21 protein-coding genes and 1 tRNA gene are annotated in these 24,635 nt (G+C 62.6%); 17 read left to right on the top strand and 5 right to left on the bottom strand.

Annotated elements, in window-relative coordinates; all coding sequences use genetic code 11:
- Positions 1-23: 23 nt before the first annotated feature.
- Complete coding sequence (locus ACHHTY_RS00715; protein WP_395492116.1) at positions 24-1,415, top strand: c(7)-type cytochrome triheme domain-containing protein; 1,392 nt, start codon at positions 24-26, stop codon at positions 1,413-1,415.
- 212 nt (positions 1,416-1,627) lie between these two features.
- Here the strand turns inward: ACHHTY_RS00715 and pyk are convergent, their stop codons facing one another.
- Complete coding sequence (gene pyk / locus ACHHTY_RS00710; protein WP_395492115.1) at positions 1,628-3,259, bottom strand: pyruvate kinase; 1,632 nt, start codon at positions 3,257-3,259, stop codon at positions 1,628-1,630.
- A 200-nt stretch (positions 3,260-3,459) separates the two neighbouring features.
- On the opposite strand from pyk, the gene ACHHTY_RS00705 reads away from it, so the two are divergent.
- A complete protein-coding gene (locus ACHHTY_RS00705; protein WP_395492114.1) occupies positions 3,460-3,948 on the top strand; it encodes a pyrimidine dimer DNA glycosylase/endonuclease V in 489 nt (162 codons plus the stop codon).
- 13 nt (positions 3,949-3,961) lie between these two features.
- The gene (wrbA, locus tag ACHHTY_RS00700) at positions 3,962-4,573 is read left to right on the top strand and encodes an NAD(P)H:quinone oxidoreductase (RefSeq protein WP_395492113.1); all 612 of its coding nucleotides are present in this window, start codon (positions 3,962-3,964) and stop codon (positions 4,571-4,573) included.
- 20 nt (positions 4,574-4,593) lie between these two features.
- Here the strand turns inward: wrbA and ACHHTY_RS00695 are convergent, their stop codons facing one another.
- Both ACHHTY_RS00695 and ACHHTY_RS00690 read right to left on the bottom strand, forming a co-directional pair.
- Entirely contained in the window at positions 4,594-6,570 is a 1,977-nt protein-coding gene (locus ACHHTY_RS00695) for an ASKHA domain-containing protein (RefSeq protein WP_395492112.1), read from the bottom strand.
- A 67-nt stretch (positions 6,571-6,637) separates the two neighbouring features.
- Positions 6,638-7,105, bottom strand: coding sequence for a cytochrome C (locus ACHHTY_RS00690; RefSeq protein WP_395492111.1), 468 nt, complete (start codon positions 7,103-7,105; stop codon positions 6,638-6,640).
- A gap of 226 nt (positions 7,106-7,331) precedes the next feature.
- Between ACHHTY_RS00690 and mrcB the strand changes: the two genes are divergently transcribed.
- The 8 genes from mrcB (at position 7,332) to ACHHTY_RS00650 (ending at position 15,956) form a co-directional block, all read left to right on the top strand.
- Positions 7,332-9,683: a penicillin-binding protein 1B gene (gene mrcB, locus ACHHTY_RS00685; protein WP_395492110.1), complete on the top strand. Its 2,352-nt coding sequence runs from the start codon at positions 7,332-7,334 to the stop codon at positions 9,681-9,683.
- On the top strand, positions 9,680-10,099 hold the full coding sequence (locus ACHHTY_RS00680; protein WP_395492109.1) for a hypothetical protein: 420 nt from the start codon (positions 9,680-9,682) through the stop codon (positions 10,097-10,099). The genes mrcB and ACHHTY_RS00680 overlap by 4 nt, the downstream gene beginning before the upstream one ends.
- A gap of 235 nt (positions 10,100-10,334) precedes the next feature.
- Positions 10,335-11,261 carry a substrate-binding domain-containing protein gene (locus ACHHTY_RS00675; RefSeq protein ID WP_395492108.1) on the top strand — a complete coding sequence of 309 codons (927 nt, stop codon included), beginning with the start codon at positions 10,335-10,337 and terminating at the stop codon, positions 11,259-11,261.
- A gap of 59 nt (positions 11,262-11,320) precedes the next feature.
- Positions 11,321-12,163, top strand: coding sequence for an ABC transporter substrate-binding protein (locus ACHHTY_RS00670; protein WP_395492107.1), 843 nt, complete (start codon positions 11,321-11,323; stop codon positions 12,161-12,163).
- Positions 12,164-12,271: 108 nt separating this feature from the next.
- Positions 12,272-12,973 carry an ABC transporter permease gene (locus ACHHTY_RS00665; RefSeq protein ID WP_395492106.1) on the top strand — a complete coding sequence of 234 codons (702 nt, stop codon included), beginning with the start codon at positions 12,272-12,274 and terminating at the stop codon, positions 12,971-12,973.
- The gene (locus ACHHTY_RS00660) at positions 12,970-13,998 is read left to right on the top strand and encodes an ABC transporter ATP-binding protein (protein WP_395492105.1); all 1,029 of its coding nucleotides are present in this window, start codon (positions 12,970-12,972) and stop codon (positions 13,996-13,998) included. The genes ACHHTY_RS00665 and ACHHTY_RS00660 overlap by 4 nt, the downstream gene beginning before the upstream one ends.
- A gap of 32 nt (positions 13,999-14,030) precedes the next feature.
- On the top strand, positions 14,031-14,999 hold the full coding sequence (locus tag ACHHTY_RS00655) for a molybdate ABC transporter substrate-binding protein (RefSeq protein WP_395492104.1): 969 nt from the start codon (positions 14,031-14,033) through the stop codon (positions 14,997-14,999).
- A gap of 192 nt (positions 15,000-15,191) precedes the next feature.
- Complete coding sequence (locus tag ACHHTY_RS00650) at positions 15,192-15,956, top strand: ABC transporter substrate-binding protein (protein ID WP_395492103.1); 765 nt, start codon at positions 15,192-15,194, stop codon at positions 15,954-15,956.
- A gap of 90 nt (positions 15,957-16,046) precedes the next feature.
- Here ACHHTY_RS00650 and ACHHTY_RS00645 read toward each other — a convergent pair.
- Positions 16,047-16,123: transfer RNA gene (locus ACHHTY_RS00645), tRNA-Arg, on the bottom strand.
- Between the two features lie 102 nt (positions 16,124-16,225).
- On the bottom strand, positions 16,226-17,278 hold the full coding sequence (gene tilS, locus ACHHTY_RS00640; protein WP_395492102.1) for a tRNA lysidine(34) synthetase TilS: 1,053 nt from the start codon (positions 17,276-17,278) through the stop codon (positions 16,226-16,228).
- A 188-nt stretch (positions 17,279-17,466) separates the two neighbouring features.
- Between tilS and galU the strand changes: the two genes are divergently transcribed.
- The 6 genes from galU to ACHHTY_RS00610 all read left to right on the top strand — a co-directional run bounded on the left by galU (position 17,467) and on the right by ACHHTY_RS00610 (position 24,592).
- Positions 17,467-18,339 carry a UTP--glucose-1-phosphate uridylyltransferase GalU gene (gene galU, locus ACHHTY_RS00635; protein WP_395492101.1) on the top strand — a complete coding sequence of 291 codons (873 nt, stop codon included), beginning with the start codon at positions 17,467-17,469 and terminating at the stop codon, positions 18,337-18,339.
- Positions 18,340-18,351: 12 nt separating this feature from the next.
- Entirely contained in the window at positions 18,352-20,952 is a 2,601-nt protein-coding gene (gene priA / locus ACHHTY_RS00630; RefSeq protein ID WP_395492100.1) for a replication restart helicase PriA, read from the top strand.
- Positions 20,953-21,140: 188 nt separating this feature from the next.
- Complete coding sequence (locus ACHHTY_RS00625) at positions 21,141-21,725, top strand: peptide deformylase (RefSeq protein ID WP_395492099.1); 585 nt, start codon at positions 21,141-21,143, stop codon at positions 21,723-21,725.
- Positions 21,712-22,674: a methionyl-tRNA formyltransferase gene (gene fmt / locus ACHHTY_RS00620; RefSeq protein WP_395492098.1), complete on the top strand. Its 963-nt coding sequence runs from the start codon at positions 21,712-21,714 to the stop codon at positions 22,672-22,674. The genes ACHHTY_RS00625 and fmt overlap by 14 nt, the downstream gene beginning before the upstream one ends.
- 186 nt (positions 22,675-22,860) lie before the next feature.
- Entirely contained in the window at positions 22,861-24,132 is a 1,272-nt protein-coding gene (larC, locus tag ACHHTY_RS00615) for a nickel pincer cofactor biosynthesis protein LarC (RefSeq protein ID WP_395492097.1), read from the top strand.
- Positions 24,125-24,592, top strand: coding sequence for a phosphatidylglycerophosphatase A family protein (locus tag ACHHTY_RS00610; RefSeq protein WP_395492096.1), 468 nt, complete (start codon positions 24,125-24,127; stop codon positions 24,590-24,592). The genes larC and ACHHTY_RS00610 overlap by 8 nt, the downstream gene beginning before the upstream one ends.
- Positions 24,593-24,635: the final 43 nt, after the last annotated feature.

Raw genomic sequence — 24,635 nt, 5'->3', positions numbered from 1 at the left:
ATTCATCCCTTGGGAAAAAGACGATGAAAAAAGTGATCGAACCAATCAAGAGTTTTGTCCGCTTCAGGCCTAAGATGAGCATCATCATTCTCGTTGTTTTCATCGCCGTCTTCACCTTTGTAAATATCGAGGTGCTGCACTACACCAGCGAGCCGGGCTTCTGCGAAATGTGTCATCCCGGCACCGACACCGGCGCCCTGAGCGAGGTCCATACCTGGCGCCAGAACATTCACGCCGAGGCCGGGGTTTACTGTCTCGACTGCCATGGCCAACCGGGCCTCTTCGGCTACAAGCGGGCCAAGATCGGCGGCCTTTACGATGTTTACGCGGAAGTATTCCTCTCGGAAGAGGAAAAGCTGGAAATCCTCAACCGGGCGGTTGAAGACCCGGAATACGCCGAAAAGCTGGTCCCCTCCACCACCTGTCTTTTCTGCCATACCGACAGCGTCAACCAGCAGATTCGCCGGGAGCGGATCATGTCGGTGGGGGTCAAGTTCCGGGAACTGGATCGCGTCAAGAACCCCGAATTCCGCCAGGCCCGGGGGATGCGGGACATTTACACCGATGAACTCAAAAGCGACATCGACCCCAACCACCAGAAGCACATGGATGCCGGCCTCACCTGCATGGATTGCCATCACCGCATGGCCCACAGCGGCGAATACCGGCAGGCGGTGGACCTCAATCGCTGCAGCGAGTGCCACCGGGAACGGGCCCGGGAGATCTCCATGTCCGACCTGACCATGGGCGAAGGGGACAGCGCGGTCACCTTCCGCCATTCCACCCACGGCATGATGTTCAGCTGTGATCAGTGTCACCTGGATCTTTTCCCGATGAAGGCCGGGGCCAGCTCAATCACCTTCGCCGATCACACCAGCAGCAACTTCTGCTATGCCTGCCATGACGGCAAGCGGGCTTCCTACGACTGCAACTCCTGTCACAGCCAGACCCCGGCTCCCGCCGACCTGACCATGGGCGAGGGCGACAGCGCCGTCACCTTCCGCCACTCCACCCACGGGGCCATGTTCAGCTGCGATCAATGCCACATGGACCTCTTTCCCATGAAGGCCGGGGCCAGCGCCATCACCTTCGCCGATCACACCAGCAGCAACTTCTGCTATTCCTGCCACAATGGCCGGATGGCCTCGTACAACTGCAACTCCTGTCACGCCAAGGCCCCGGCGCCCCAGGAGCCGATCACCTATACCATGCCGGGGTTTGCCCCGGTTGATTTCAACCACAGTTTCCACGGGGCGGTCTTCAGCTGCGACACCTGCCATCCCGAACCCTGGGAGATGCAGGCCCACGCCACTAAAATGACCATGAACGAGATGTACCAGGGCCAGTTCTGCGGGACCTGCCACAACGGCCAGGCGGCGTTTGCGGCCACGGCCTGCGTCCAATGCCACAAATAGGGAAAACCGGCAGCAGCACCGCATCTTGCGGCGATCGGCCCGGCTTGCATAGCGAACTATGCGGCGCCGGTCCGCTTGCCGCAATCTGTGGCACTGCTGCCGGTTTTCCGGCGCGATATGTCAGTTGGAATTTGCTGGCGGCTTGAACTTTAATAGCCGAGGCTTTGTGATCAAAATCCCCGGTTGGCTTTGGGCGGCCGGGGATTTTTTTGCTAGATTACCCGGACCTGGACGGTTTCGACGAATTTGCCGCCAGCCAGGATGTCGGAGAGGACGATGATCCTTTGGCCGCTGTGGACAATGCCCTTGTCCAGCAACTGCTTGATGGATCGTTCGATCGAAACTTCCGGCTCGCTGGAAAGCTTGACCACGAAGGCCTGCACCCCCCAGAAAATCCCGAGCCGGCGCCGGACATGGCTGGTGTTGGTGAAGGCGAAAATCGGGGTCGTGGGCCGGCAATTGGCCAGCAGGGCGGCCATCAGGCCCCGGCGGGTGATAACCAAAATCCCGGTCGCCTCCAGGTTGTTGCCCAGAATCGCGGCGCTGCGGGAAATTTCCACCTTGGAGCGGGCCCGGGCCGCCACCGGCAGGGCGCGGGGCTCGATGGCCGCGTTGGCCAGCGGGGCCAGACCCCGGCCCTCGGCAGCGACAAAAGGCGCGCCCGGGGGCTGGGCAAAAATTGCCGCCGAATCGGGGGATCTGGCCACCGCCGCGAAATATTCTCCTCCTTGGGCCGGCCCGGCCATACCCGGTTCGCAAGTCCCGTTCCCGGCCGGACCGAAAGCCTGCATTTGCTGGTGTTTTTCGATCCGCCGGGCCACAACGTCCATGACCTCAAGGGCCTTGAAGGGATAACGGCCGGTGGCGGTCTCGCCGGAAAGCATGATGGCATCGACCCCCTGCTGCACGGCATGGGTGATATCGGTGACCTCGGCCCGGGTCGGGGTGGGATTGACGATCATCGACTCCAGCATATGGGTGGCCACCACCACCGGTTTGCCGGACCGCCGGCACTTGCGGACAATCTCCGCCTGCAGCAGCGGCACCTCCTCGTAGGGCATTTCCGCCCCCAGATCGCCCCGGGCGATCATAATCCCGTCCGCCGCGGCGATAATCGAGTCCAACTCGGGAATGGAAGCGGCGCTTTCAATCTTGGCCACAACCTCGACGGCCACCCCCTGCCGGTCCAGGTAATGCTGGAGATCGAGGATCGGCGCGGCCGCCCTGACAAAGGAAAGCGCGATAAAATCGATCCGTTCCTCGATCCCGAAGTCGATGTCCCGCCAATCCTGTTCGGTGATTGCCGGCAGATCGGCGCTCTTGCCCCGGATATTGAGATGGCGCCGCGAACTGAGCACTCCCTCGTCAAGGCTCCGGCACCGGACATCGGTCCGGGTGATCTCCTTGACCTCGAGGCGCAGCATCCCCCCATCCACCAGGATGATATCGCCGAGGGCCACCTCGGCCACGAAACCGTCATGGCTGACCTCGACCCAGTAAGGCGCCAGCTCGGCCTGACGGCGGGTGGTCAGGGTCAGGATATCCCCCACCCGCAGGGCAAGGTCCTGCTTGAGGTCGCCACTGCGCACTTCCGCTCCCCGGGTATCGAGCATGATGGCCAGCGAGCCGGCATATTTTTTATTGTAGCGCTTGATATGGCTGATCACCCCCCGGTGCCACTCCTGGGTACCGTGGGACATATTGAGCCGAGCCACATTCATGCCCTGGTCGGCCAACTGCCGGATAGCCTCGAAGGAAGCGGTTTTCGGTCCGATGGTACAGACGATCTTGGTTTTGCGGGGCGGCTGCTCCGCCGCTACCGGCCTGGCCTGCTCATCATCCATTGGCCTTGCTCCTTGTACGCCGAGAGAAGATTAAAAACTTTCGCCGAAATTCGGCTAAGAGTATAACCGGTTAGCAAGAAATTGACCACGCCGGGAATTCGCCGGGCCGCGCGCAGCTCTTCTCGCCGCCCGGGCCGTCTCCCAGCGGGTTTTTAATATTGCGCGAATTTTTAACAACCTGGCAAGCACGGTCTAAGTTCATGCGCATCTGGAGTCTGCACCCCAAATATCTTGATCCCCGCGGCCTGGTGGCTCTGTGGCGCGAAGGGCTGCTCGCCCAGGCCGTCCTGATGGGGCAAACCAGGGGCTACACCCATCATCCTCAATTGAGGCGCTTCCGGGAGCAACCAAGCCCCGGCGGCTCGATCGCCCAATACCTGCTGATCGTCCACCAGGAGGCGGTAAATCGCGGTTACCGCTTCAAGGCCGAAAAAATCAACCCCGCCCGAGCGAGTCGGCAGCTTTCGGTCACCGAGGAGCAGCTTATGTTCGAATGGCACCACCTGCGGGAAAAATTGCAAAGAAGGGATCCGGCCTGGCTGGCCCGTTGGGACTTGACCAGGCGCCCCCGGGTTCATCCTCTTTTCCGGGTGGTGCCGGGCCCGGTGGCGGATTGGGAAAGAGGATTTACACCCCCTGGCCGCTCCGCTATATTAAAAAAGATTGAACCAATTGTTAACCAGGACTAAGGAGGGACCAATTATGAAATTGCTGGTTGTTTACTATTCGATGTACGGCCACATCTACCGCATGGCCCAGGCGGTGGCCGAGGGCGCCGCCGCGGTGGCGGGGACGGAAGTAATCCTGCGCCGGGTTCCCGAAACCCTGCCCGCCGAGGTCCTGACCAAAATGGGGGCGACGGAAGCGGCCCGCCAACAGGACCAGGTGCCGGTCTGCACCCTCGATGAACTGGCCGGGGCCGACGCGGTTATTTTCGGCACCCCGACCCGCTTCGGCAACATGTGCGGCCAGATGCGCCAGTTTCTCGACTCAACCGGCCAGCTCTGGGCCCAGGGGAGCCTGGTGGGCAAGGCCGGCAGTGTCTTTACCAGCTCCAATACCCAGCACGGCGGCCAGGAGTCGACCATCCTCAGTTTCCATATCACCCTGCTCCACCAGGGCATGGTGGTGGTCGGCCTGCCCTACGCCTTTCCGGGCTTGATGGAAGCCGCCGAGGTGTCGGGGGGCACTCCCTACGGCGCCTCCACCATCGCCGGCGCCGACGGCAGCCGGCTGCCCAGTGAAAACGAACTGGCCGGGGCCCGCTATCAGGGCGAACATGTGGCCAAGATCGCCCAAAAGCTCAGCTCCTGAGGGGCTGATCGGCAAGACTGTCACAAGCCCGAACCGGCGCGGCCGGCCAGGCGGGCGCGCACATCGGGAAACAAGTTCAGGTCGGTGTGGGGAAGAAACTGGGAGGCGGTGTACTGTTCCTGGAAGGCCGGCACCTCGGAGAGTTCGAAGCTGGTCATCCGCCGCACCACCGCGACCACGTCGCGGCGGATATGGTTGCTCATCTCGCTCATCCAGGCCCCCAGCAGGGCGCCGTTGCCCACGTAGATGATCTTCTCGGCGGCGATCTCCGGCAGCAGCCCCACGGTGATCGCCGCGTCGAGATCGAGGTAGCTGCCGAAGGCTCCGGCCAGGATCACCTGCTCCAAGTCATCCATGCTCAGCCCCACCTCCTCCACCAGGGTCTTGGCCCCGGCGTAGATCGCCGCCTTGGCCCGGATGAAGTTTTCGATATCCACCTCGTTGAGCACGATGTCATGCTCGCCGCCACTCTCCCGCCGCCAGGCCAGGACATACTCCCAGCCGCTGCCGCCCTCGCGCAGCCGGGGAGAGGCCGATTGGCGCCGAAATTTGCCCCGGTGATCGATCATTCCATGCTCGAAGAGGGCGGCGATCAGGATCAGCAGGCCGGAGCCGCAGATGCCCAGCGGGGGCCGGTTGCCCACGGTCTGCAAGGTTGGTTCCAGGGTGGCGGGATCGAGGCTGAAATCGCTGATGGCCCCGGCCGCCGCCCGCATCCCGTGGGTGATGCCGCCGCCCTCGAAGGCCGGGCCGGCCGAACAGGCGGCGCAGACCAGCCACTCCCGGTTGCCGATGACGATCTCGGCATTGGTGCCGATATCGATGTAAAGGGTCAGCTTGGCGGTGCGGTACATTCCCGAGCCCATCACCCCGGCCACGATATCGCCGCCGACATAGCTGGAGATGGCGGGATACGGCAGGGCCACGGCATGCTGGGGCAGGTTGATGCCGAGATCGGCGGCCCGCAGGGGCGGCAGAAAGGTACTGACCGGCACGTAGGGGGCCCGGCGGATCTGGCGGGGATCGAGCCCCAGCAGCAGGTGGGTCATGGTGGTATTGGCGGCCAGGGTCAGCGAGGCAATCTCGGCACGTTGCACCGCCCCCTTGGCCTCCTCTTCCGGGGGGTGGGCCCTGGCCAGCAGCCCATCAAGCACCTTGTTGATGGTGCCGACAACCAGTTCTTGCATTAATTCCAGGCCCCGGGGTTTTTCAGCGTAAATGATCCGGGAGATCACATCCTCGCCGTAACTGAGCTGGGCGTTGTAATCGCCGCCGCGGGCCAGCACTTTGCCGCTGTTGAGGTCGATCAAAAGGCCGTAAACCGAAGTGGTGCCGATATCAAAGGCCAGGCCGAAGTTGCGGTGGGTCCAGTTGCCGGGCTGGATATCCATGATGAAGTTCTTGCCCCGACGCACCGGCCGGGCCAGGGTGACGGTGACCCGGAAATCGTCGGCCCGCAAAGCGGCGGGCATTTTGCGCAGGACCGGGAGGGCGACGACCATCCGCCGTTCGCCGTACTGGTGATTGAGGGCGGTGATAACCCGGGCGGCGTCGGCCCGGTTGTCGGCAGAGGTGGCCCGGGGCAGTTCGAGGAAAAATTTCTCCACCGGCGGCAGAAAAAGCCCGTTTTGGCGCAAATCGTCGATGGCGTAGACATGCATCCGGGCCCGGTTGCGGCCCGCGACCCCGGTGGTGAGTCCCCCCTGGCCCAGGCCGGATTCCAGGGGGATCCGCACCACCAGATCGCCGGTCACCACCGTCCGGCAGGCCTGACGCTGGCCGACGCGATATTCGGCGGCGCTGATTTTCTCGCTCTGGCCGCCCCTTGCCTCTCCTTCCTCGACGATGACCCGGCATTTGCCGCAGACCCCGCTGCCGCCGCAGGAGGCGTTGACATGGAGACCGGCCTGCCGGGCCGCCGCCAGCAGGGATTCGCCGACGGCAACCGTTACCGTGCGGCCCCCCGGCAGAAAAGTCACCTTGGCCTTATCGCTCATGGCAACGATGCCATACTTTGCGCCTGGCCGGGCCCGGCCGGAATCATCCCGGCTGCAGCGGCCCTTGTCAATTGGAGCGCTCCAGCACCTTGAATTGCCCCCGATCCTCATCGGTCAGTTCGGCCGCCCCCTTGAGGGTCCAGTGGCCGACCCAGTTCTTGAACAACTGCAGGTTCGGGGCGCGTTCTTCGTCGTCATTGCCCAGATGCCTGTACATATTGCCCGGCTGGCCGTCGGGGGTGTTGGCGCCGTCGTCGAGGCGGCGCATCAGGGCTCCGGCCTCGGCGCCGCTGACCACGATCATCATTTGCTCATAGCTGTTGAGCCGTGGTCCCACCATCATCGCCGCGTATTTTTCCTTGTCGGCATCGAACATCTCAAAGGTGGGGGAATACTCACCGTGGCAGGCATAGCAGCGCCGCTCCATCAGGGGCTTGATGTCATCGACATAGGTCACGGCTTGCTGAACCCCGGCTAGAGCCGGGGCTCCCCCCAGCACGGCGGTTGCGACTACGGCCAAAATCAGCTTTTTCATCACGATCCTCCCGGGAAAAAATGTGGTTGTGGATGGGTTGCCGATATGGGATACTTAACGGCTAGGTGTGCTCTCCCAAGCAGGCCCGCCCCGCTTGCTTTGTCAGATGTTCCAACAGTCATTGGACCCTTGCTAGAGCAAGTATCGCTCAGCCAGGGCCGGCCTGTCAAGCCGGCTCCGGATCATCGCCCCAAACAGGTGCCCCGGCACCCCGTGACAGCCAGCAATGAAGATAATCAACAAACTTAAGAAAAAATGGCGGTGGCCCACGCGCGAGGACCTACGGCGCTTCCCTTTTTTTTCAGGGAAGGTCCTGGCCGCGGCGGTGATGCTCGTCATTCTGCTGCTGCCGGTTTTTTACCTCCGGCATCTCGACCGGCAACTGCGCACCCATTTTGACGGCCAGCGCTGGGAGATCCCGGCTCGGGTTTATGCCAGATCCCTGGAGTTGTACCCCGGCCTGGCGCTGAGCGCCGAGCTCTTGCGGCGGGAACTTGAACTGGCCGGTTACCGCCAGGACCGGCAATTGGCCTCTGCCGGCAGTTACCATCTTGCCGGGGCAACCCTGAACCTCCATACCCGGGCTTTTGATTTCGGCAACAGTCAAGAGCCCGCCCGCCACCTGATGATCCGTTTTGCCAGCGACCGGATCACGGCCCTGGCAACCAGCGCTGGCCAACCCCTGGAGTTGGTGCGGCTCGATCCCGCCCCGATTGCCGCCTTTCATCCCCTGCAGCACGAAGATAGGGTACTGGTTGGCCGGCAGGAGATTCCGGAGGCTCTGGTGCAGGCCCTGCTGGCGGTTGAGGATCGCAACTTCTACCATCACCGCGGCCTCGATTTCCGGGGAATCGGCCGGGCTTTGCTGGCCAATCTGCGGGCCCGGGCCACCGTCCAGGGCGGCAGCACCCTGACCCAGCAGTTGATCAAGAACATGTACCTGACCCGGGAGCGGACCTGGGGCCGCAAGCTCAACGAAGCGGTCATGGCGTTAATGCTGGAGCGGCGCTATGATAAGGAAGAAATCATCACCGCCTACATCAATGAGGTTTTCCTCGGACAGGACGGGCGCAGGGCCATTCATGGCTTCGGTCTGGCCAGCCAGTTCTATTTCCGGCGCCAGTTGAGCGATCTTGAGCTGCCCGAGCTGGCCCTGCTTGTCGGCCTGGCGAAAGGGCCGAGCTACTACGACCCCCGGCGCTTTCCTGAGCGGAGCCGGCAACGGCGGGACGTGGTGCTCCAGACGATGGTCGCGGCCGGATTCATCAGCCCGGCCGCAGCGGAGCAGGCCCAGGCCGCCGCTCTGGCCCAGGACCTGCATGCTACCGGCGGCAGCACCCTCTTCCCGGCCTTTGTCGGCCTGGTCCACCGCCAGTTGCGGGAAAATTACCGGGAGGAAGACCTCACCGGCCAGGGCTTGCAGATTTTCACCACCCTGGATCCCCAGGTCCAATGGCGGGTTGAACAGGCCCTCGATGACATCGTGACCCAGCTGGAGCGCCAGACCGGTCACCAGCGGATTCAGGCGGCGGTAGTGGTCAGCCGTTATGACTCGGGGGAGATCGAAGCCCTCGCCGGCAGCCGGATTGCCGGCGACCGCGGCTTCAACCGGGCGGTCGACGCCCGGCGGCCCATCGGCTCGCTGATCAAGCCGGCGGTCTACCTCTGCGCCCTGGAAAACGGTTATGATCTGACCAGCCTGCTGGAAGACCGGGCCATCGTGGTCGACCTGGAAGATGGCAGCCAATGGCGACCCCGCAACTACGACCAGCAGGAACACGGGACCGTACCGCTCTACGAGGCTTTGGCCCAGAGCTACAACCTGGCCACCGTTCGTTTGGGGCTGGAACTGGGGCTGGGCCGGGTTATCGCCACCCTGGAGCGCCTGGGGTTGCAACGCCCCGTTAAGCCCTACCCCTCGCTGCTGCTGGGCGCCCTTGAGCTCTCGCCCTTAGAGGTAAGCCAGTTTTACCAGACCATGGCCAGCGGCGGGTTCTACAGCCCCCAGCGGGTGATCAACCGGGTGACGGCGGCCGACAATCAGCCCCTGGAGCGCTTTCCGATCAGGGTGGAACAGCGGCTGGAGCCGGAACCGGCCTTTCTGATCAATTCCGCCATGCAAAAAACCATCAGCCAGGGCACCGGGCGCCCCCTAGCCGCTTACCTGCCGGCCGGCCTGGCCCCGGCCGGCAAGACCGGCTCTACCGACGGCCTGCGCGACAGTTGGTTCGCCGGTTTTACCGGCGACCGGCTGGTGGTGGTCTGGCTCGGCCTGGACGATAATCGGCCCCTGGGCTTGAGCGGCGCCAGCGGCGCCCTGCTGGTCTGGGGCGAGATAATCCGGGCCCTGGGCAGCCGCCCTCTGGAACTGGCCACTCCGCCCGCCATCGAGTGGGCCTGGTACGATCCCCAACGCCGGGAGCGAGTGCGCTTCCGCACCGCTCAGGCGATTCAGCTCCCCTTTGTCGCCGCCAAGGTGCCGGCAACGGTCGACCGCCCGCCAGGGAGCGGGCACGACTTTGACGAGCGGGGCTGGCTGGGCCGCAAACTGGACCAACTTATGCGAGGACGGCAATGAGATATCTGACTGGTTTGCTGATTTTGCTGATACTGCTGCTGGCCGGCTGTCAATGGGCCGCAATGAGTCCCCCCCCTCCCCGGCCGGAACCGGAACCGATCGCCGTTGCCCCGCCATCGAGCCCTCTGCTGGCCAGCGCCCAACAGGCCCTGGCCCGCGATGATCTGGCCGGCGCCGAAGGCTACCTGGAACGGGCCATCCGCCTCGACTCCCGCAATCCCCTGCTCTGGCACACCCTGGCCCAAACCAAGTATCGCCAGGGTGATTATCCCCAGACGATTCAGCTTGGCCGCCGCTCCAACGCCCTGCTGCCCCCCAATTCCTCCCTGCATCGGGAAAATTTGCGGCTGATGGCCGCGGCCCATCGCCAACTGGGACAGGAAGAGCAGGCGCGGAAGTTGGAAGCTGAACTGTAACTCTCCCTCGCCAACAGCCCAGGGCAAGGGCTTCAATTGTCGCTTGGCCGCCGGGGCGCCACCGCCCAAAAAATTCCCCCAGCCTCTACTCCTTGCCGCTAGACCCCCGCCGCAACTATGGTTATTTTAGGTTATAGTTAGTTATTATCAGTTTTATGCAAAAATTAATGTTGACTTATGCCAACCATAAAAGCTAGATAATCTTATAAGCTTACCTTTGCCAGCGGAGGATCGCGTGAAAAGCTTGCTGTCTACCAAAGAAGTGGCCCAATTGCTCGATGTCAACGAAAAGATGGTCTATGGCCTGATTGCCGATAAAGGTTTGCCGGCCACCAAAATCACCGGCAAATGGCTGTTTCCCCGGCACCTGGTCGAGCAGTGGCTTGAAAACAACACCGAGAACCTGCCCACCCCGGTCCCGCCGCTGCCGCCTTATCACGGATTGCTTATTGTGGCCGGCAGCGATGATCCCCTGCTGGAGCGGACCCTGAACCTCTTCAACCGGACCTATCCCGAACAGTTGGCGGTGTATGGCAACGTGGGCAGCTTCGGCGGGCTCAGGGCGCTGAAGGACAACCGCTGTCATATCGCCTCCAGCCATCTCATCCAGGAGGACGACGGCGACTTCAATTTCCGCTTTGCCTCGGAAGAGCTGAGCGAACCGCCGGTGGTGGTCAACTTCTGCTTTCGCGAGCAGGGCCTGCTGCTGGCCCGGGGCAACCCTTTGCAAATTAATGCGATGGCCGATCTGGGTACCAGGGATTTGCGGGTGATCAACCGCCCGCCAACCACCGGCACCCGGTTGCTGTTCGACCAACAACTGGCCCGAGCCGGGATATCGGGGCCGGCCCTGGCCGGCTATGGCCGGGAGGTATCCCGCCACCTCGATGTGGGGCTGGCCGTACTTGCCGGCCAGGCCGATGCCGGACCGGCCATTCGGGCGGTGGCCGGCATTCTGGGGCTGGACTTTCTGCCACTGGGCCGGGAACGCTTCGATCTGCTGATTTATCGGGAACGTTATTTCGACAAGGGAGTTCAACAGTTTCTCGGGCTATTGCACGATTCGGCCTTCCGGCAGTTGGCCGCCGACCTGGAGGGCTATGATCTGGCCCAGACCGGGCAGACCGTCTATCCCCGGGAAACCGACAGTGGAGGGGGATGAGGAGGCGACCAAAAGTCGCTATGGGAAAGTTTGCCAACCAAAATTGGAGGAAAAAAGTGATGAGAAAATTGCTGCCAACCCTTATCGGCCTTTTTGTAATGCTGACGGCCACCCCCGCCCTGACCCAGGAGAAGGTGATCATGATGAGCACCACCACCAGTACCGAGGCCTCGGGGCTGCTGGGCTATCTGTTGCCGGAATTCACCAAGGACACCGGGATCACCGTCCGGGTCATGGCTAAGGGAACCGGGGCGTCCCTGCGGGACGGCATGGACGGCAACGCCGACGTGATCTTCGTCCATGATGTCGCCCGGGAAGAAAAATTTGTCGCGGAGGGCTACGGCACCAAGCGTTACTACGTGATGTACAACGACTTTATCATCGTCGGGCCGGCAAACGACCCGGCGGGAATCGGCAAGGCCCCCGATGCCGCCGCAGCCCTGCAGAGGATCGCCGCCGCCGCGGCCCCCTTTGTCTCCCGGGGCGACGACAGCGGCACCCATGCCCGGGAAAGGCAACTCTGGCAGGCCACCGGCCTGCCCTTGACCGAGGCCCGGTCTCCCCGGGACGGGGATGGCTGGTATTTCTCCATCGGCCAGGGCATGGGCGAAGCCCTGATCTTCGCCGAGGAAAAAAATGGCTATGTATTGGCCGACCGGGGCACCTATCTGCAGTACAAATTCGGCCGCCAGCAGCCCTATGAGCTGGAAATCGTCTACGAAGGCGACGACATGTTGAAAAATCCCTACGGGGTGATTCCGGTCAATCCGGCCAAGCATCCCCATGTCAAATTCGAACTGGCCGACACCTTCGCCCGCTGGCTGGTATCCGAACGAGGCCAGCAGGTCATCGGCAATTATAAATTGCACGGCCAGTTGCTGTTCTTCCCCGACGCCAAGTAAACCCCCGCTGGGCAGCGGGGCCGGACCGGCGACCAAGCCCGGCCCCGCTGAACGGCGGACCAAGCCACCCTGCGACTGCTACTAGCCTGTGATCAGGATTTTCGCCCCATGGACTTTCTCGGCCAAAGTTTCATTACCGCCCTGCAGATGATCTGGTCCCTGGACCCGGAGATGTACTTCATCGTCTACATCTCCCTCTACGTAAGCTTTTTCTCCACCCTGATAGCTTCGATCTTAGGAGTGCCGCTGGGTTTTTTAATCGCGGTCAAGAAATTTCGCGGCAAGCGGGTGGTGATTACAATTATGAACACCCTGCTGGCCTTGCCCACCGTGGTAATCGGTCTGCTGGTTTACGCTTTTCTATCCCGGCGGGGGATGCTCGGCCACCTGGGCCTGCTCTACACCCCCAAGGCGATCATCATCGGGCAGATAATCCTGATCCTGCCCTGGGTAGCCACCTTCACCATGGCCGCGGTCAGCCGCATCGATCAGCGCTACCGGAGCACCGCCCTGACCCTGGGAGCTTCCACCTTCCAAGCCGTGCTGGTGGTGGCCCGGGAGGCCCGCTTCGGCATTCTGGCGGCGATCATCGCCGCCTTTGGCCGGGTAATCGCCGAAATCGGGATCGCCATGATGTTGGGCGGCAACATCAAGGGTTTTACCCGGACCATGACCACCGCCATGGCCCTCGAGCACAACAAGGGGGAATTTACCCTGGCCGTGGCCCTGGGCATCGTGCTGCTGACCGTCAGCCTGGTGATGAACGCGGCTTTGCAGTTGATCCAGGGCCGCTACGGAGGTGAGCGATGAGTCTTTATCACCTGCGCGGCCTGCGCCAGATTTTTGCCCGGCGCACGGTGCTGGACCTGGCCGAACTGGAACTGGCTACTGGCGGCAGTTACGCCCTGCTGGGCCCCAACGGGTGCGGCAAAACCACCCTGCTGCACATTCTGGCCTTTCTCGTGCCCCCGGCCGGTGGCGAGATCCGCTTCAAGGGCCGCCTGGTGGAATGGCGCGAACCATCCCTGCGCGCCCTGCGCCAGCAGGTAGTACTGGTAGACCAGCATCCCATCATGTTCACCAGCACGGTTTTGAAGAACGTGGAGTATGGCCCCGCTTTGCGGGGAATGGCGACCCAGCAGCGCCGCCGGCTGGCCGAACAATGCCTGGAACGGGTGGGGATGGGGGAATTCGCCGATCGGCCGGCCCATCTGCTTTCGGGCGGCGAAACCCAGCGAATAGCCATTGCCCGGGCCCTGGCCTGTGAGCCGGAGGTCTTGCTTTTTGATGAGCCCACCGCCAGCGTGGATGTAGAGAACCAGGCGGTTATCGAGAAAATCTTGGCCGAGTTGCGGGGGGAAAAGCATATTTCCATCATCTTTGCCACCCACCGCCAACTGGAAGCCGCCAAACTGGCCGATGAGCGGATTTTCCTCTTTGCCGGCAAACTGACCGGCCCGGGCGGCGAAAATCTGCTGACCGCCCACCTGGAACAACGGAATGGCCGGTCGATCTGCCGCCTGAGCAAGCAAATCGTCCTAGAGGTCCCAGGAAGCGGAACCGGCCGGGCTCGGGTAATGATCAACCCCGAAGGCATCATGGTTAAACCGTTAGGACAAAGCGATCACAACCCTCAGGGAGAAACCACCTACCCCGCCCGGGTGGTGCAGATGACCGTCGAGGGCGAACGGATCAAGCTCCTGCTGGATCTAGGGATCTCCCTGCAGGCGCTATCGACCAGAGAGGCGGTGGCCGCCTCCGGTATTATGGCCGGCGACCGGGTGCAGATCGCCTTCAAACCCGGAGCCGTCCAACTGGCCCCGCGGTCGAATTAAGCGGCGAGGCACAGTTCCGGCGGCAGGACAATTTGGACCATGAATTTCAGGAGGGCCGACTGAAACTAGCGCCGGTGATTGGGCTTGTAACGATGGCAGCTGCAAAACAGCTCCCAGGACATCAATCTTGGGGGGCCGGGGAATTCCGGCTGACGACCATTAATTGGCAAAGGAAAAAAGGTGAAAATATGCAGAGAACAATACTTTATGCCCTTATTTTTACGGCCTCGTTTCTGTTTCCAACGATGACCCCGGCCGCAGAGATAAACCTTTACGCCGCCGGCAGTCTCCGGGCGGCCCTAAGCGATGTGGCCAAGGCCTTTGAACAGCATACAGGCACCATGGTCAAAGGGGCGTTCGCCCCTTCGGGCCTCCTTCGTCAGCGGATAGAAAAGGGGGAAGAGGCAAATGTTTTCGCTTCGGCCAACATGGAGCATCCCCAAACCTTGGTGAACAAGGGCCAGAGTGGTCCCGTGGTGCTTTTCGCCCGCAACAACCTGTGTACTCTGGCCCAGCCTGAAGTTGCTGTTTCCTCTACCACATTGTTGGAGGTCATGCTAATCCCTGAAATAAAGCTGGGAACCTCCACCCCAGTGGCCGACCCTTCCGGAGATTACGCCTGGCAGCTCTTTGAAAAAGCCGAAAGGGTAAGAGCAGGCAGTTTTAAAAAGCTTTCAGATAAGGCCTTGCCCTTGACCGGGGGGCCGGACAGCCCCAAGGCTCCTGAAGGGCGCAATCTTTATGCCTGGGTAATGCAGGAAAAGCAAGCCGATGTCTTTTTGACCTATTGCACCAATGCCGTCCTGGCTCGAAAAGAGGCCCCGGAGTTGCAGATCATTCAAGTTCCGCCGGAGCTCTCAGTCGGGGCCGATTACGGCCTGATCGTGCTTGACGGATCATCCCTGGAAGCCTGGCGGTTTGCCATGTTCATTCTGGCCCCTGAAGGCCAGAAGATCCTCGCCGGCTACGGTTTCGTAGCGGAAGGACTCCCGGCTGAATAAAGTGGTTTGCCAGGGGAGGAAGTTGTTTTCAGCTTAAACTTGAAAAATCAGGTGATTTCTGCAAGGGCTTCAACCATTTGCTCCAAGAACACGACGGCTTTTTGCTCAGGTCGAGAGGCTTTTTAGGCAACTTATAATCTCCAGGGAGGAAAAGAAATGTGCGCTCAATACTTTGAGGGAAAAACGCTGAGAATGGCTACCACCACCAGCACCCAGGATTCGGGACTCTTGGATCTGCTGAATCCCGTTTTCGCAAAGGACACCGGGGCAAAAGTGACCGTCCATGCGAAAGGAAGCGGGGCTGCCCTGCAGATGGCAATGAACAAAAAAGTGGATCTCGTGTTCGTTCACAGCCGGACGGAGGAGGATAAGTTCATCGCCGATGGCTACGGAGTCAACCGCCGAGATGTGATGTACAATGATTTTGTTGTCGTCGGTCCCAATAATGATCCTGCCGGCCTAAAGGGAGTCTCTGACGTTACTGCGGCTTTTTGCCGTTTGAAAGCAGGAGGGGAAATGGGTAACGCCCAGTTTATTTCCCGTAATGATGCTTCAGGCACCCATCATCGGGAATTGGACATCTGGGGAGCGGCCTGCATTCGTCCCGCCTTGTTAACCAATACCGCATGGTACAAGATGAGCGGCAAGGGCATGGGGGAAACCCTTAAGGCCGCGAACGAGACGGCCGCCTATACCCTTGCCGACCGAGGAACTTGGCTCAAATTGAAAAAAGATATGAAGAATCTCAGCATTCTGCTGGAAGGCCCCCTGAAAGCCGGAGACCCCCGCCTGATGAATCCTTATGGAATTATTGCCGTAAATCCAATGTTTAATGCCAGCGCCAATTATACTTTGGCCATGGCCTATATTGCCTTTGTAACCTCGAATATAGGGCAAAAATTAATAAGCAAATACAAGTTTAACGGGGATCAGCTCTTTGTACCGGACACAAAATAGTTCAATTTGCAATATTTTGCTGCTTGTCACAGACAAAAAACGAAAAAGGGCAGCCCGGCGCAAGTGCCGGGCTGCCCTTTACTATTTGGGTGGTGAGCGGAGCGGGATTCGAACCCACGACCTTTAGCTCCGGAGGCTAACGCTCTATCCAGCTGAGCTACCCGCCCACGAAAAAAAATCAGTGCCGCAGCAGCCTGGCAAAGCGGTTGCTCCGTGCGCGGATTTTACGTCCGCTTCAATACCACGGATTCGTCCGGCCGTAAAGATTTTTATCGCCGCCCCGGCCGACGCCGGCGCGGGCGCGGAGCCTCCCGGGCAAAGAGCAGCCAGCGGCTGTCCTTACTGACCACCACCCCGGCGGCCAGATGGGCGATCACCCCCTGCCCCCCCTTGGCCGCCCCCCGCAACAACTGCTCGATCTGGCGGCCGGCGGGCTGAAGGGCCAAGGCCAGCAGGGCCTTTTCCAGCAAGCGGCGCCGCAGGGCCCGGGGCTGGCTGTTGAAAACCTCCAGGGCCAAGGCAACTTCCACCGGAGCGCCGTTGACCAGGGGCGCCGCAGCTCCGGACGCCGGCTGCGGTTGGGCCTGCCGGTAAATCCCGGCCGCCAGGGAATCCAGCAACTCTTCCTCCTCCTGCAAGACCAGGGCGGTCCGGCACAGGGTTTCCCGGAGGTTGGGATTGAAGCGCCTCTCCAGCCAGGGCAGCAACTCCAACCTCACCCGGTTGCGGACAAAACGCAAGTCGCGATTGGAACTGTCCTCGGCATAACTGATTCCGCGCTGCTCGAGGTAGGTCAGCACTTCCGCCTTGCCGACCGCCAGCAGCGGGCGGATAATCCGGCCCCGGGCCAGCGGGGCCATGCCGCTCAAGCCGCCGCGGGCCGTGCCCCGCAACAGGCGCAGCAGCAACTCCTCGGCCTGATCGTCGGCGGTATGGGCCACGGCGATGCGCCGGGCCCCGGTTGCCGTCGCCACCTCGCTGAAAAAAGCGTAGCGCAGGTCCCGGGCGGCATGCTCCAGGGACAGGCCCCGGCGGCGGGCGTATTCCCGGGTCGCGACCCGGCCGCAACGCCAGGGAATAGCGAGGCGTTCGCCCACCGCCATCACCAATTGCCGCTCCGCTTCGGTTTCCGCCGGGCGCAGACCATGATCGACATAGACCGCCAGCAGGCTGAAGCCCAGGGGCTCCGCCAGGGCGTGCAGGGCATGGAGCAGGGCCAGGGAGTCGGGGCCGGCGGAAACCCCCACCAGGACCAACTCTCCCCGCCCGACCAGATCATGACGGATGATGCTCTTTTTAACTTTTTTTTCCAGCGGATGCATGGGCGCCAGGATCGGGTATAATGAGCGAAAAGTGGAGGAAATCATTGCCAAGCCAGGCATTGTTGCCGATACTATAGAGTTTCAAGGCTCCCGGCACAAGACCCAAGTAAGGGGGCCAATCCCCGGAGCCGGACCGGTTTTTATTCCCCGGCTCAAATTGTGTGCCTTCAACCAGGAGGATCTAACCCATGAAAGTTCGCAAGGCGGTAATTCCCGTCGCCGGCCTGGGGACCCGTTTTCTCCCCGCCAGCAAGGCGATTCCCAAGGAGATGCTGACCATTGTCGATCGCCCCACCATTCAGTATATCGTCGAGGAGGTGGTGGCCTCGGGCATCGAAGTTATCATCTTCATCACCAGCGAGGGCAAATCGGCCATCGAGAACCATTTCGATTACGACTTTGAGCTCGATACCCTGCTGCGCCAGAAAAACAAGCTCGATCTCTGCGAGGAGGTCTGCCATATTTCCAACCTCATCGATATTATCTCGGTGCGCCAGAAAAAGCCCCTGGGGCTGGGCCACGCCATCTGGAGCGCCCGCAACGTGGTGGGCAACGAGCCTTTCCTGGTGCTGCTGGGCGACGACCTGGTCCTCTCCGACAACCTGCCCTGCAGCCAGCAGATGCTCAACCTCTTCGAGGAGGTTCAGGAATCCATTGTCGCCATTCAGCAGGTGACGCCGGAAGAAGCAAGCCAGTACGGGATTGTCGAGGGAGAAAAATTGCGGGAAGGAGTCTACCAGGTGAAAAGGATGGTGGAAAAACCGCCTCCCGGCACCACCGATTCCGATCTGGCGATCATCGGCCGCTATATCCTGCAGCCGGAAATTTTCGATATTCTGGGCAAAACCACCCCCGGCCACGGCGGCGAGATCCAGCTTACCGACGCCCTCCAGGCCCTGGCCAAACGGCGGTCGATGTATGCCTACCAATTCGAGGGCACCCGCTTTGACGCCGGTGACAAGCTGGGCTACCTCAAGGCCATCGTGGCCTTTGCCCTCCGCCATCCCAGCCTGGGGGATGATTTCGCCGGGCATCTTAAAAAAGTCTGTGCCTCGCTCTAAGCGACGCCGCTGATGGATTCCGAACTTCCCCTGTATTTCGAAGTAGCGGTGGCTGCGCCGGTCCCCCAGTCCCTGACCTACGCGCCGCCGGCCGGGGTCGTCGCCCCCCTGCCCCCCGGCCATCGCCTGCTGGTTCCCCTGGGACGGCGCCAGGTTACCGGCTACCTGTTGGCCTGCGTGACCTCCCCGCCGCCTTCCCCGCCGGGCCGGGAGGCCGGATCAGCCGAGGCTGACCGCCCCAATAAATGGGGCAAAATCCGCCCCGCCCTGGCCCTTCTCGATCCTGAGCCTCTGTTTCCGGCGGCCATGGTGCCCTTTTTCCGCTGGATCGCCGAATATTACCACCACCCCATCGGCGAGGTGATCCAATGCGCCCTGCCCGCCGGCCTCAACCGCCGGAGTGCCCGGGTCGTCGAGCTGACTCCGGCCGGGGCTCTGGCCCTGGCCCCCTTGCTCGAGTCAGGAAAAAACACTACCCCCCCCAACGCGACTCAGACCCAGCCACCCAGGTCGGCGACCAGGACCAAAGACGCGCCGGCTGGCGGCCAGCAGGAAGAAAATCCGGCCTGGCTGGCCGAACTGCTGGCCAAGGGTCGGCTCAGCCCGACCCTAAGCGCCCGAATTATCCGCCAGCGCCGCAGCCCCCTGCCGCACTGGCAAAAACAGGGCTGGATCCGGCTTGACTCCCTCCTTTGCCGGGAAAGCATCCGGATCAAAACCGAAACCGTAATTACCCCCGTCTCGACCGGCGGAACCCCGGACGACATCGCCGGCCAACTGAAGCCGGCGGAAGCCAAAACCCTGGCCCTCCTGCACGAACTGGCCGGGGATAATCCCCAGGGGGTGCCCCGGCGGGAACTGCTCAAAAAATACCCCGGGGCCGCCCGGGCCCTGAGCGGCCTGCTGGCCCGCCACCTGGTCCGGAGCCGGGAGCAGCGCCGTTACCGCGACCCCTTTGGCGACGCTCCCCCCTTTTTCCCCAAACCCGCCGCCCTCAGCACCGAGCAGGAGGAGGTCCTGGCCCGGTTGCGGCCGGCCCTGGCCGCCAAGGCCTATGCTCCCTTTTTGCTCCATGGCATCACCGGCAGCGGCAAAACCGAGATCTATTTGCGGGCCGCGGAAGAGGTCCTGGCCCAGGGCCGCCAGGTCCTGGTCCTGGTCCCGGAAATCGCCCTGGCCACCCAACTGGAAGGCCATTTCTGCTCCCGCTTCGGCAACGCCGTGGCCCTGCTCCACAGCGGCCTTTCCGGCGGCCAGCGTTTCGACCAGTGGAGCCTGCTGCTCAAGGGTGAGGCCCGGATTGCCATCGGGGCCCGTTCGGCGATTTTTGCCCCCCTGGCCGATCCCGGCCTGATCATCGTCGACGAGGAACACGATCCGGCTTACAAGCAGGAAGACGGCCTGCGTTACAACGCCCGCGATCTCGCCCTGTTGCGCGGCCTGCAGCAGCAGGCCACGGTCATTCTCGGCTCGGCAACCCCGGCGGTCAGCAGCTACTACCAGGCCGAAAAGGGCAAGTTCCGGTTGCTGACCATGACTCGCCGGGTGGAAGACCGCCCCCTGCCGACGGTGCAAGTCGTCGACCTCAAGGAAGTTAAGACTGTTTCCGGCTTCCCGCCGCTTTTTTCGCCCCAGTTGGTCCGGGCTCTGAAGGAAAACCTGGCCGCCGGCCAGCAATCGCTGGTCTTTCTCAACCGCCGGGGATTCGCCAACCTGATGCTCTGCAAGGATTGCGGCCGCCCGGTCCAGTGCGAGCACTGCCAGGTCAGCCTGACCCTGCATAAAAAGGCCGGAGTGCTGCTCTGCCACCACTGCGGCTACCGCCGGCCCCGGGAGACCGTCTGTCCCCATTGCCGCTCGGGATCCCTGGTGGCGGCCGGATTCGGCACCGAGCGGCTGGAGGATGAGCTGCGCCGCCACTTTCCCGCCGCCCGCCTGGCCCGGCTGGACCAGGACACCACCCGCGACCGCAAGCAATTTATGGCGGTGCTCAAGGCGGTCCGCGACCGCCAGGTGGACATCCTGGTCGGCACCCAGATGATCACCAAGGGACATCATTTCCCCGCCGTGACCCTGGTGGGGATCGTCTGGGCCGACGCCGGCCTGGGAATCCCCGATTTCAAAGCGGCGGAAAGAACCTTCCAACTGCTGACCCAGGTTACCGGCCGGGCCGGCCGCGAAGAGCTGCCGGGCCGGGTCATCGTCCAGACCCTGCAGGCCGACCATTACAGCGTTGCCCTGGCCCAGGCCCATGACTACCGGACGCTCTATGAAAAAGAGATCGCCCTGCGGCGCCGGCTCAATTTTCCCCCCTTCGGCCGGCTGATCAACCTCCGCTTCGACGGCGAACAGGAAGAGCGGGTCCGGGACATCGCCCTCCAGCTGGGCCGGCTCGCCGGTGAGGGCGGTGACCGCCGGGTCAGCGTGCTGGGACCGGCTCCCGCGCCGCTTTCCCGCCTCAAGGGCCGTTATCGCTGGCAACTGCTGCTCAAGGGCGGCGAGGTAAAGCCCCTGCACCGGCTCTGTCGCCGGCTGCTGGCCGAATTTGCCCGGCTGCCCGGCGCTTCCACCGTCAAATTGAGTCTGGACGTCGATCCCGAAAACATGTTATAGATTGCTCAACGTCCAGCAGCTGCGTATTTTTGCGCGAACAGGCCCGGCGACATAGCGTTGCTATCGTCGCCGGAACTTCTTGGCATAAACCGCGACCCGGCCGCAGGTTGAGCGGTTGCGTCAGCTTGGGACCGCCGGTCCTGCAAATGGCATTTTCTGTTGCGGTTAACCCCAACGGCACAGTTTTCATGGCTATCAAACCCATTGTCAAATTTCCGGTTGCCAGCCTCAAGAGCAAGGCCCAGCCGGTTACCGCCTTCGATGATGAGCTACGGCGGCTGGTGGCTGATATGATCGACACCATGCGCGACGCTCCCGGCGTCGGGCTGGCCGCCCCCCAGATCGGGGTCCCCCTGCGGGTGGCGGTGATCGCCGGCAATGCGACTCTCCCTGAGGAACCTGCGCCGGAGGAGGTGGCCGCCGACTCCCAACCCTCCGGGCCTGAAGCCGAAGCAGTGCCCCCCTTGGTCCTGGTTAACCCTGAAATAGTCGCCGCCGAAGGCGAGCAGGTGGGAGAAGAGGGCTGTCTCAGCGTCCGTGATTATTTCTCCAACGTCAAACGCTTTGCCAGGATCCGGGTCAAGGCCCAGGATCTTGACGGCCGGGCCCTGGATTTCGAGGCCGAGGACTTTTTTGCCCGGGTTATCCAGCACGAACTCGACCATCTCGACGGCACCCTCTTTCTCGATCGGCTCAGTTCGCTGAAAAGGGCTCTCTACAAGAAAAGACTCAAAAAAATTCTCCAGGCGGAAGAGGAAAATGAGCAAAACTAAGCCCGCCCGCATCGTCTATATGGGCACCCCGGATTTTGCCCTGGAGCCCCTGCAGGCCCTGCTCGAGCACGGAGAAGAGGTGGCGGCGGTGGTTTGCCAGCCCGATCGCCCCAAGGGGCGGGGCAAAAAACTAAGCCCGCCGCCGACCAAGGAGCTGGCCTTAAGCCGCGGAATTCCGGTGCTGCAGCCCAGCGACATCCGCACCCCGGAGTTTCTGGCCGCAATCCGGGCTCTTAAGCCGGACTGCCTGGTGGTGGCCGCCTACGGCCGGATTCTGCCCGGGCCGCTGCTCAACCTGCCGCCCCTGGGCACCATCAACGTGCACGGCTCCCTGCTGCCGGCCTACCGGGGGGCCGCCCCGATCCAGTGGGCGATTCTCAACGGCGAGAGTGAAACCGGTGTTACCATCATGCAGATGGACGAAGGGATGGACACCGGCGACATTCTCCTCCAGCGCCCCCTGACCATCCAGCCCGACGATACCAGTGCCAGCCTGGCCATCAGAATGGCGGTCCTGGGCGGCCAAGCCCTGGTGGAAGCCCTGGATCTGCTCCGGGCCGGCAAGCTGACCCGGAGCAAACAGGACGACAGCCGGGCCACCCTGGCCCCGCCCCTGAACAAAGAGATGAGCCCCATTGACTGGACCCGGCCGGCGGCCCGGATTTCCTGCCAGATCCGCGGCCTCGACCCTTGGCCGTTGGCCCGGACCACCCTGCACGGCCAAGGCATTCGCCTCTTCAAGCCCGAGGTGGCCAGCGAGCCGGCCGGAGCGCCGCCGGGTACCATCACCATGCTGCAGCCGGAAAGCAACCGGCTGGGAATCTCCACCGGCGAGGGTTGCCTGCTGGTCGGTGAAATTCAGCGGGAAGGGGGCAAGCGCCTGTCCATCAGCGCTTTCCATCGCGGTCATCCCCTGGCTTTGGGCCAACGCTTCGGTTCTCAGGGGTAAAAGTTCAGCAGCACCGCATCTTCGGGCGATCAGCCCCGGCGGCATACTGGAGTATAGCCGCCGGGGCTGCTTGCCCGAATTTGCAGCACTGCTGAGCTTTTACCGGCTTGGAAGGCCATTAAACTAAAGAACCAAAACACCACCTCCTCGGCAGGTCAATCTTGCTCCCTTACGGCGATATTTTTTATGAATCAGGCCCCGCCTCCCGCCATTGCTTATCTTGACTGCTTTTCCGGGGTTGCCGGGGATATGCTGCTGGCCGCCTTGCTCGATGCCGGACTGCCGTTGGCTCATTTGCGGGCCCAGCTTAGCCTGCTGCCGCTTGCCGGCTATGACCTGGACTATGGTTCGACCCGCCAGGGGGCCATCCGGGCCGGCCGCCTGCGGGTGCCGGTCAGCAGCGCCCAGCTCCCTCGTTCCTGGCGCGCCATCCGCGCCCTGCTGGCAGAATCGCGGTTAGAAGCGGGAGTCAAGGAGCGGGCCCGGCAAATTTTCTCCCTGCTGGCCTCGGCCGAGGCCAAGGTTCATGGCCTGGAGCCGGAGGAGGTCCATTTCCACGAAGTCGGGGCGGTGGACTCCCTTGTCGATATCGTCGGGGTCGCCATCGGGCTCGACTATTTTGCCGTTGAACGGCTGGTCTGCTCACCCCTGCCCCTGGGCCGGGGCTGGGTGCAAACCAGCCACGGCCCGCTGCCCCTGCCCGCCCCCGCCACCCTGGAGCTGCTGCGCGATCTGCCGGTGTACGGGCTTGATCTGGCCATGGAATTGGTCACTCCCACCGGGGCGGCCATTGTTAAAGCCCTGGCCGCCGATTTCGGCCCGCCGCCACCGATGACCCTGCAACACCTGGGCTATGGCGCCGGGAGCAGCCAGCGCCCCGACGGCAAGCCCAACCTGCTGCGGCTGCTCATCGGCCGGCCGCAAGCTCCCGCCGAGGCCCAGAGCGTCGAAGTGATCGAAACCCAGTTGGATGACTGGTCCGGCGAGAGCTTCCCCTATCTCTGCGAACGCCTCTTCGCCCTGGGAGCCCTGGATGTCTCCCTGACTCCGCTGCTGATGAAGAAAGGGCGCCCCGGCTATCTATTACGGGTGCTGGCCGAACCGGCAGCCGCCCATGGCTTGAAGAACTGCCTGCTCAGCGAAACCACCGCCATCGGCCTGCGATTCCGCCGCGAGCAGCGGCTGACCCTGCCCCGGCAAAGCGGGGTCGTGGCCACTCCCTGGGGAGAAATCGCGGTCAAAAAAGTCGAAACCCCCAGCGGTTCGGTGCTTTACCCGGAGTACGAATCCTGCCGGGTGGCGGCCAGGAACCACGACGTCCCCCTGGTTCGCATTCAGGCGCACGTCGCCGCGACGGCTGTCGGCGAATTCCGGCCGGAGCCGGCGGCAAATGCAGATCCGGCCGCCAAATCCGCCGCCCACAGGTCAGTTCAGGATCAGGAGCAAGATCGTGGATAGACTGATCATGCTGCTGGCCACCGGTTTCGGCCTGGGCCGCCTGCCCAAAGCCCCAGGCACCTGGGGCACCCTGGCGGCCTTCCCCATTCAATTCGCCCTGCTGGGCCTGGCTCCCCTGCCTTATGCCCTCTGGCTGGGGGGAATCATCATCCTGGCGATCCTGATCGCCGGGGCCGCCGAGAAAATCCTCGACCGGCCCGACCCCGGCATGGTGGTGATCGACGAGGTCGCGGGGATGCTGATCGCCCTGATCGCCGTTCCCGCCACCCCCCTCGCCTGGCTGCTGGCTTTCGCCCTCTTTCGCTTTTTCGATATCCTCAAACCCTTTCCCATCCGGCTCATCGACCGGCGCTGCCACGGTGGTCTGGGCATCGTTCTCGACGATCTTCTGGCCGGGGTTTATGCCCTGGCCTGCATCCACCTGCTGCTCTATCTCTTTCCGGCTATCGCCGGCGGCTAAGAGTTCCCGCCCGGGGCCGACTTTACCCGCCCAAGCCGGCAGG

It is taken from the genome of Desulfurivibrio nitratireducens (assembly GCF_044068515.1).
GTDB lineage: Bacteria > Desulfobacterota > Desulfobulbia > Desulfobulbales > Desulfurivibrionaceae > Desulfurivibrio.
The sequence above is the reverse complement of the archived record's forward strand: the minus strand, read 5'-3'. Positions and strand labels throughout refer to the sequence as shown.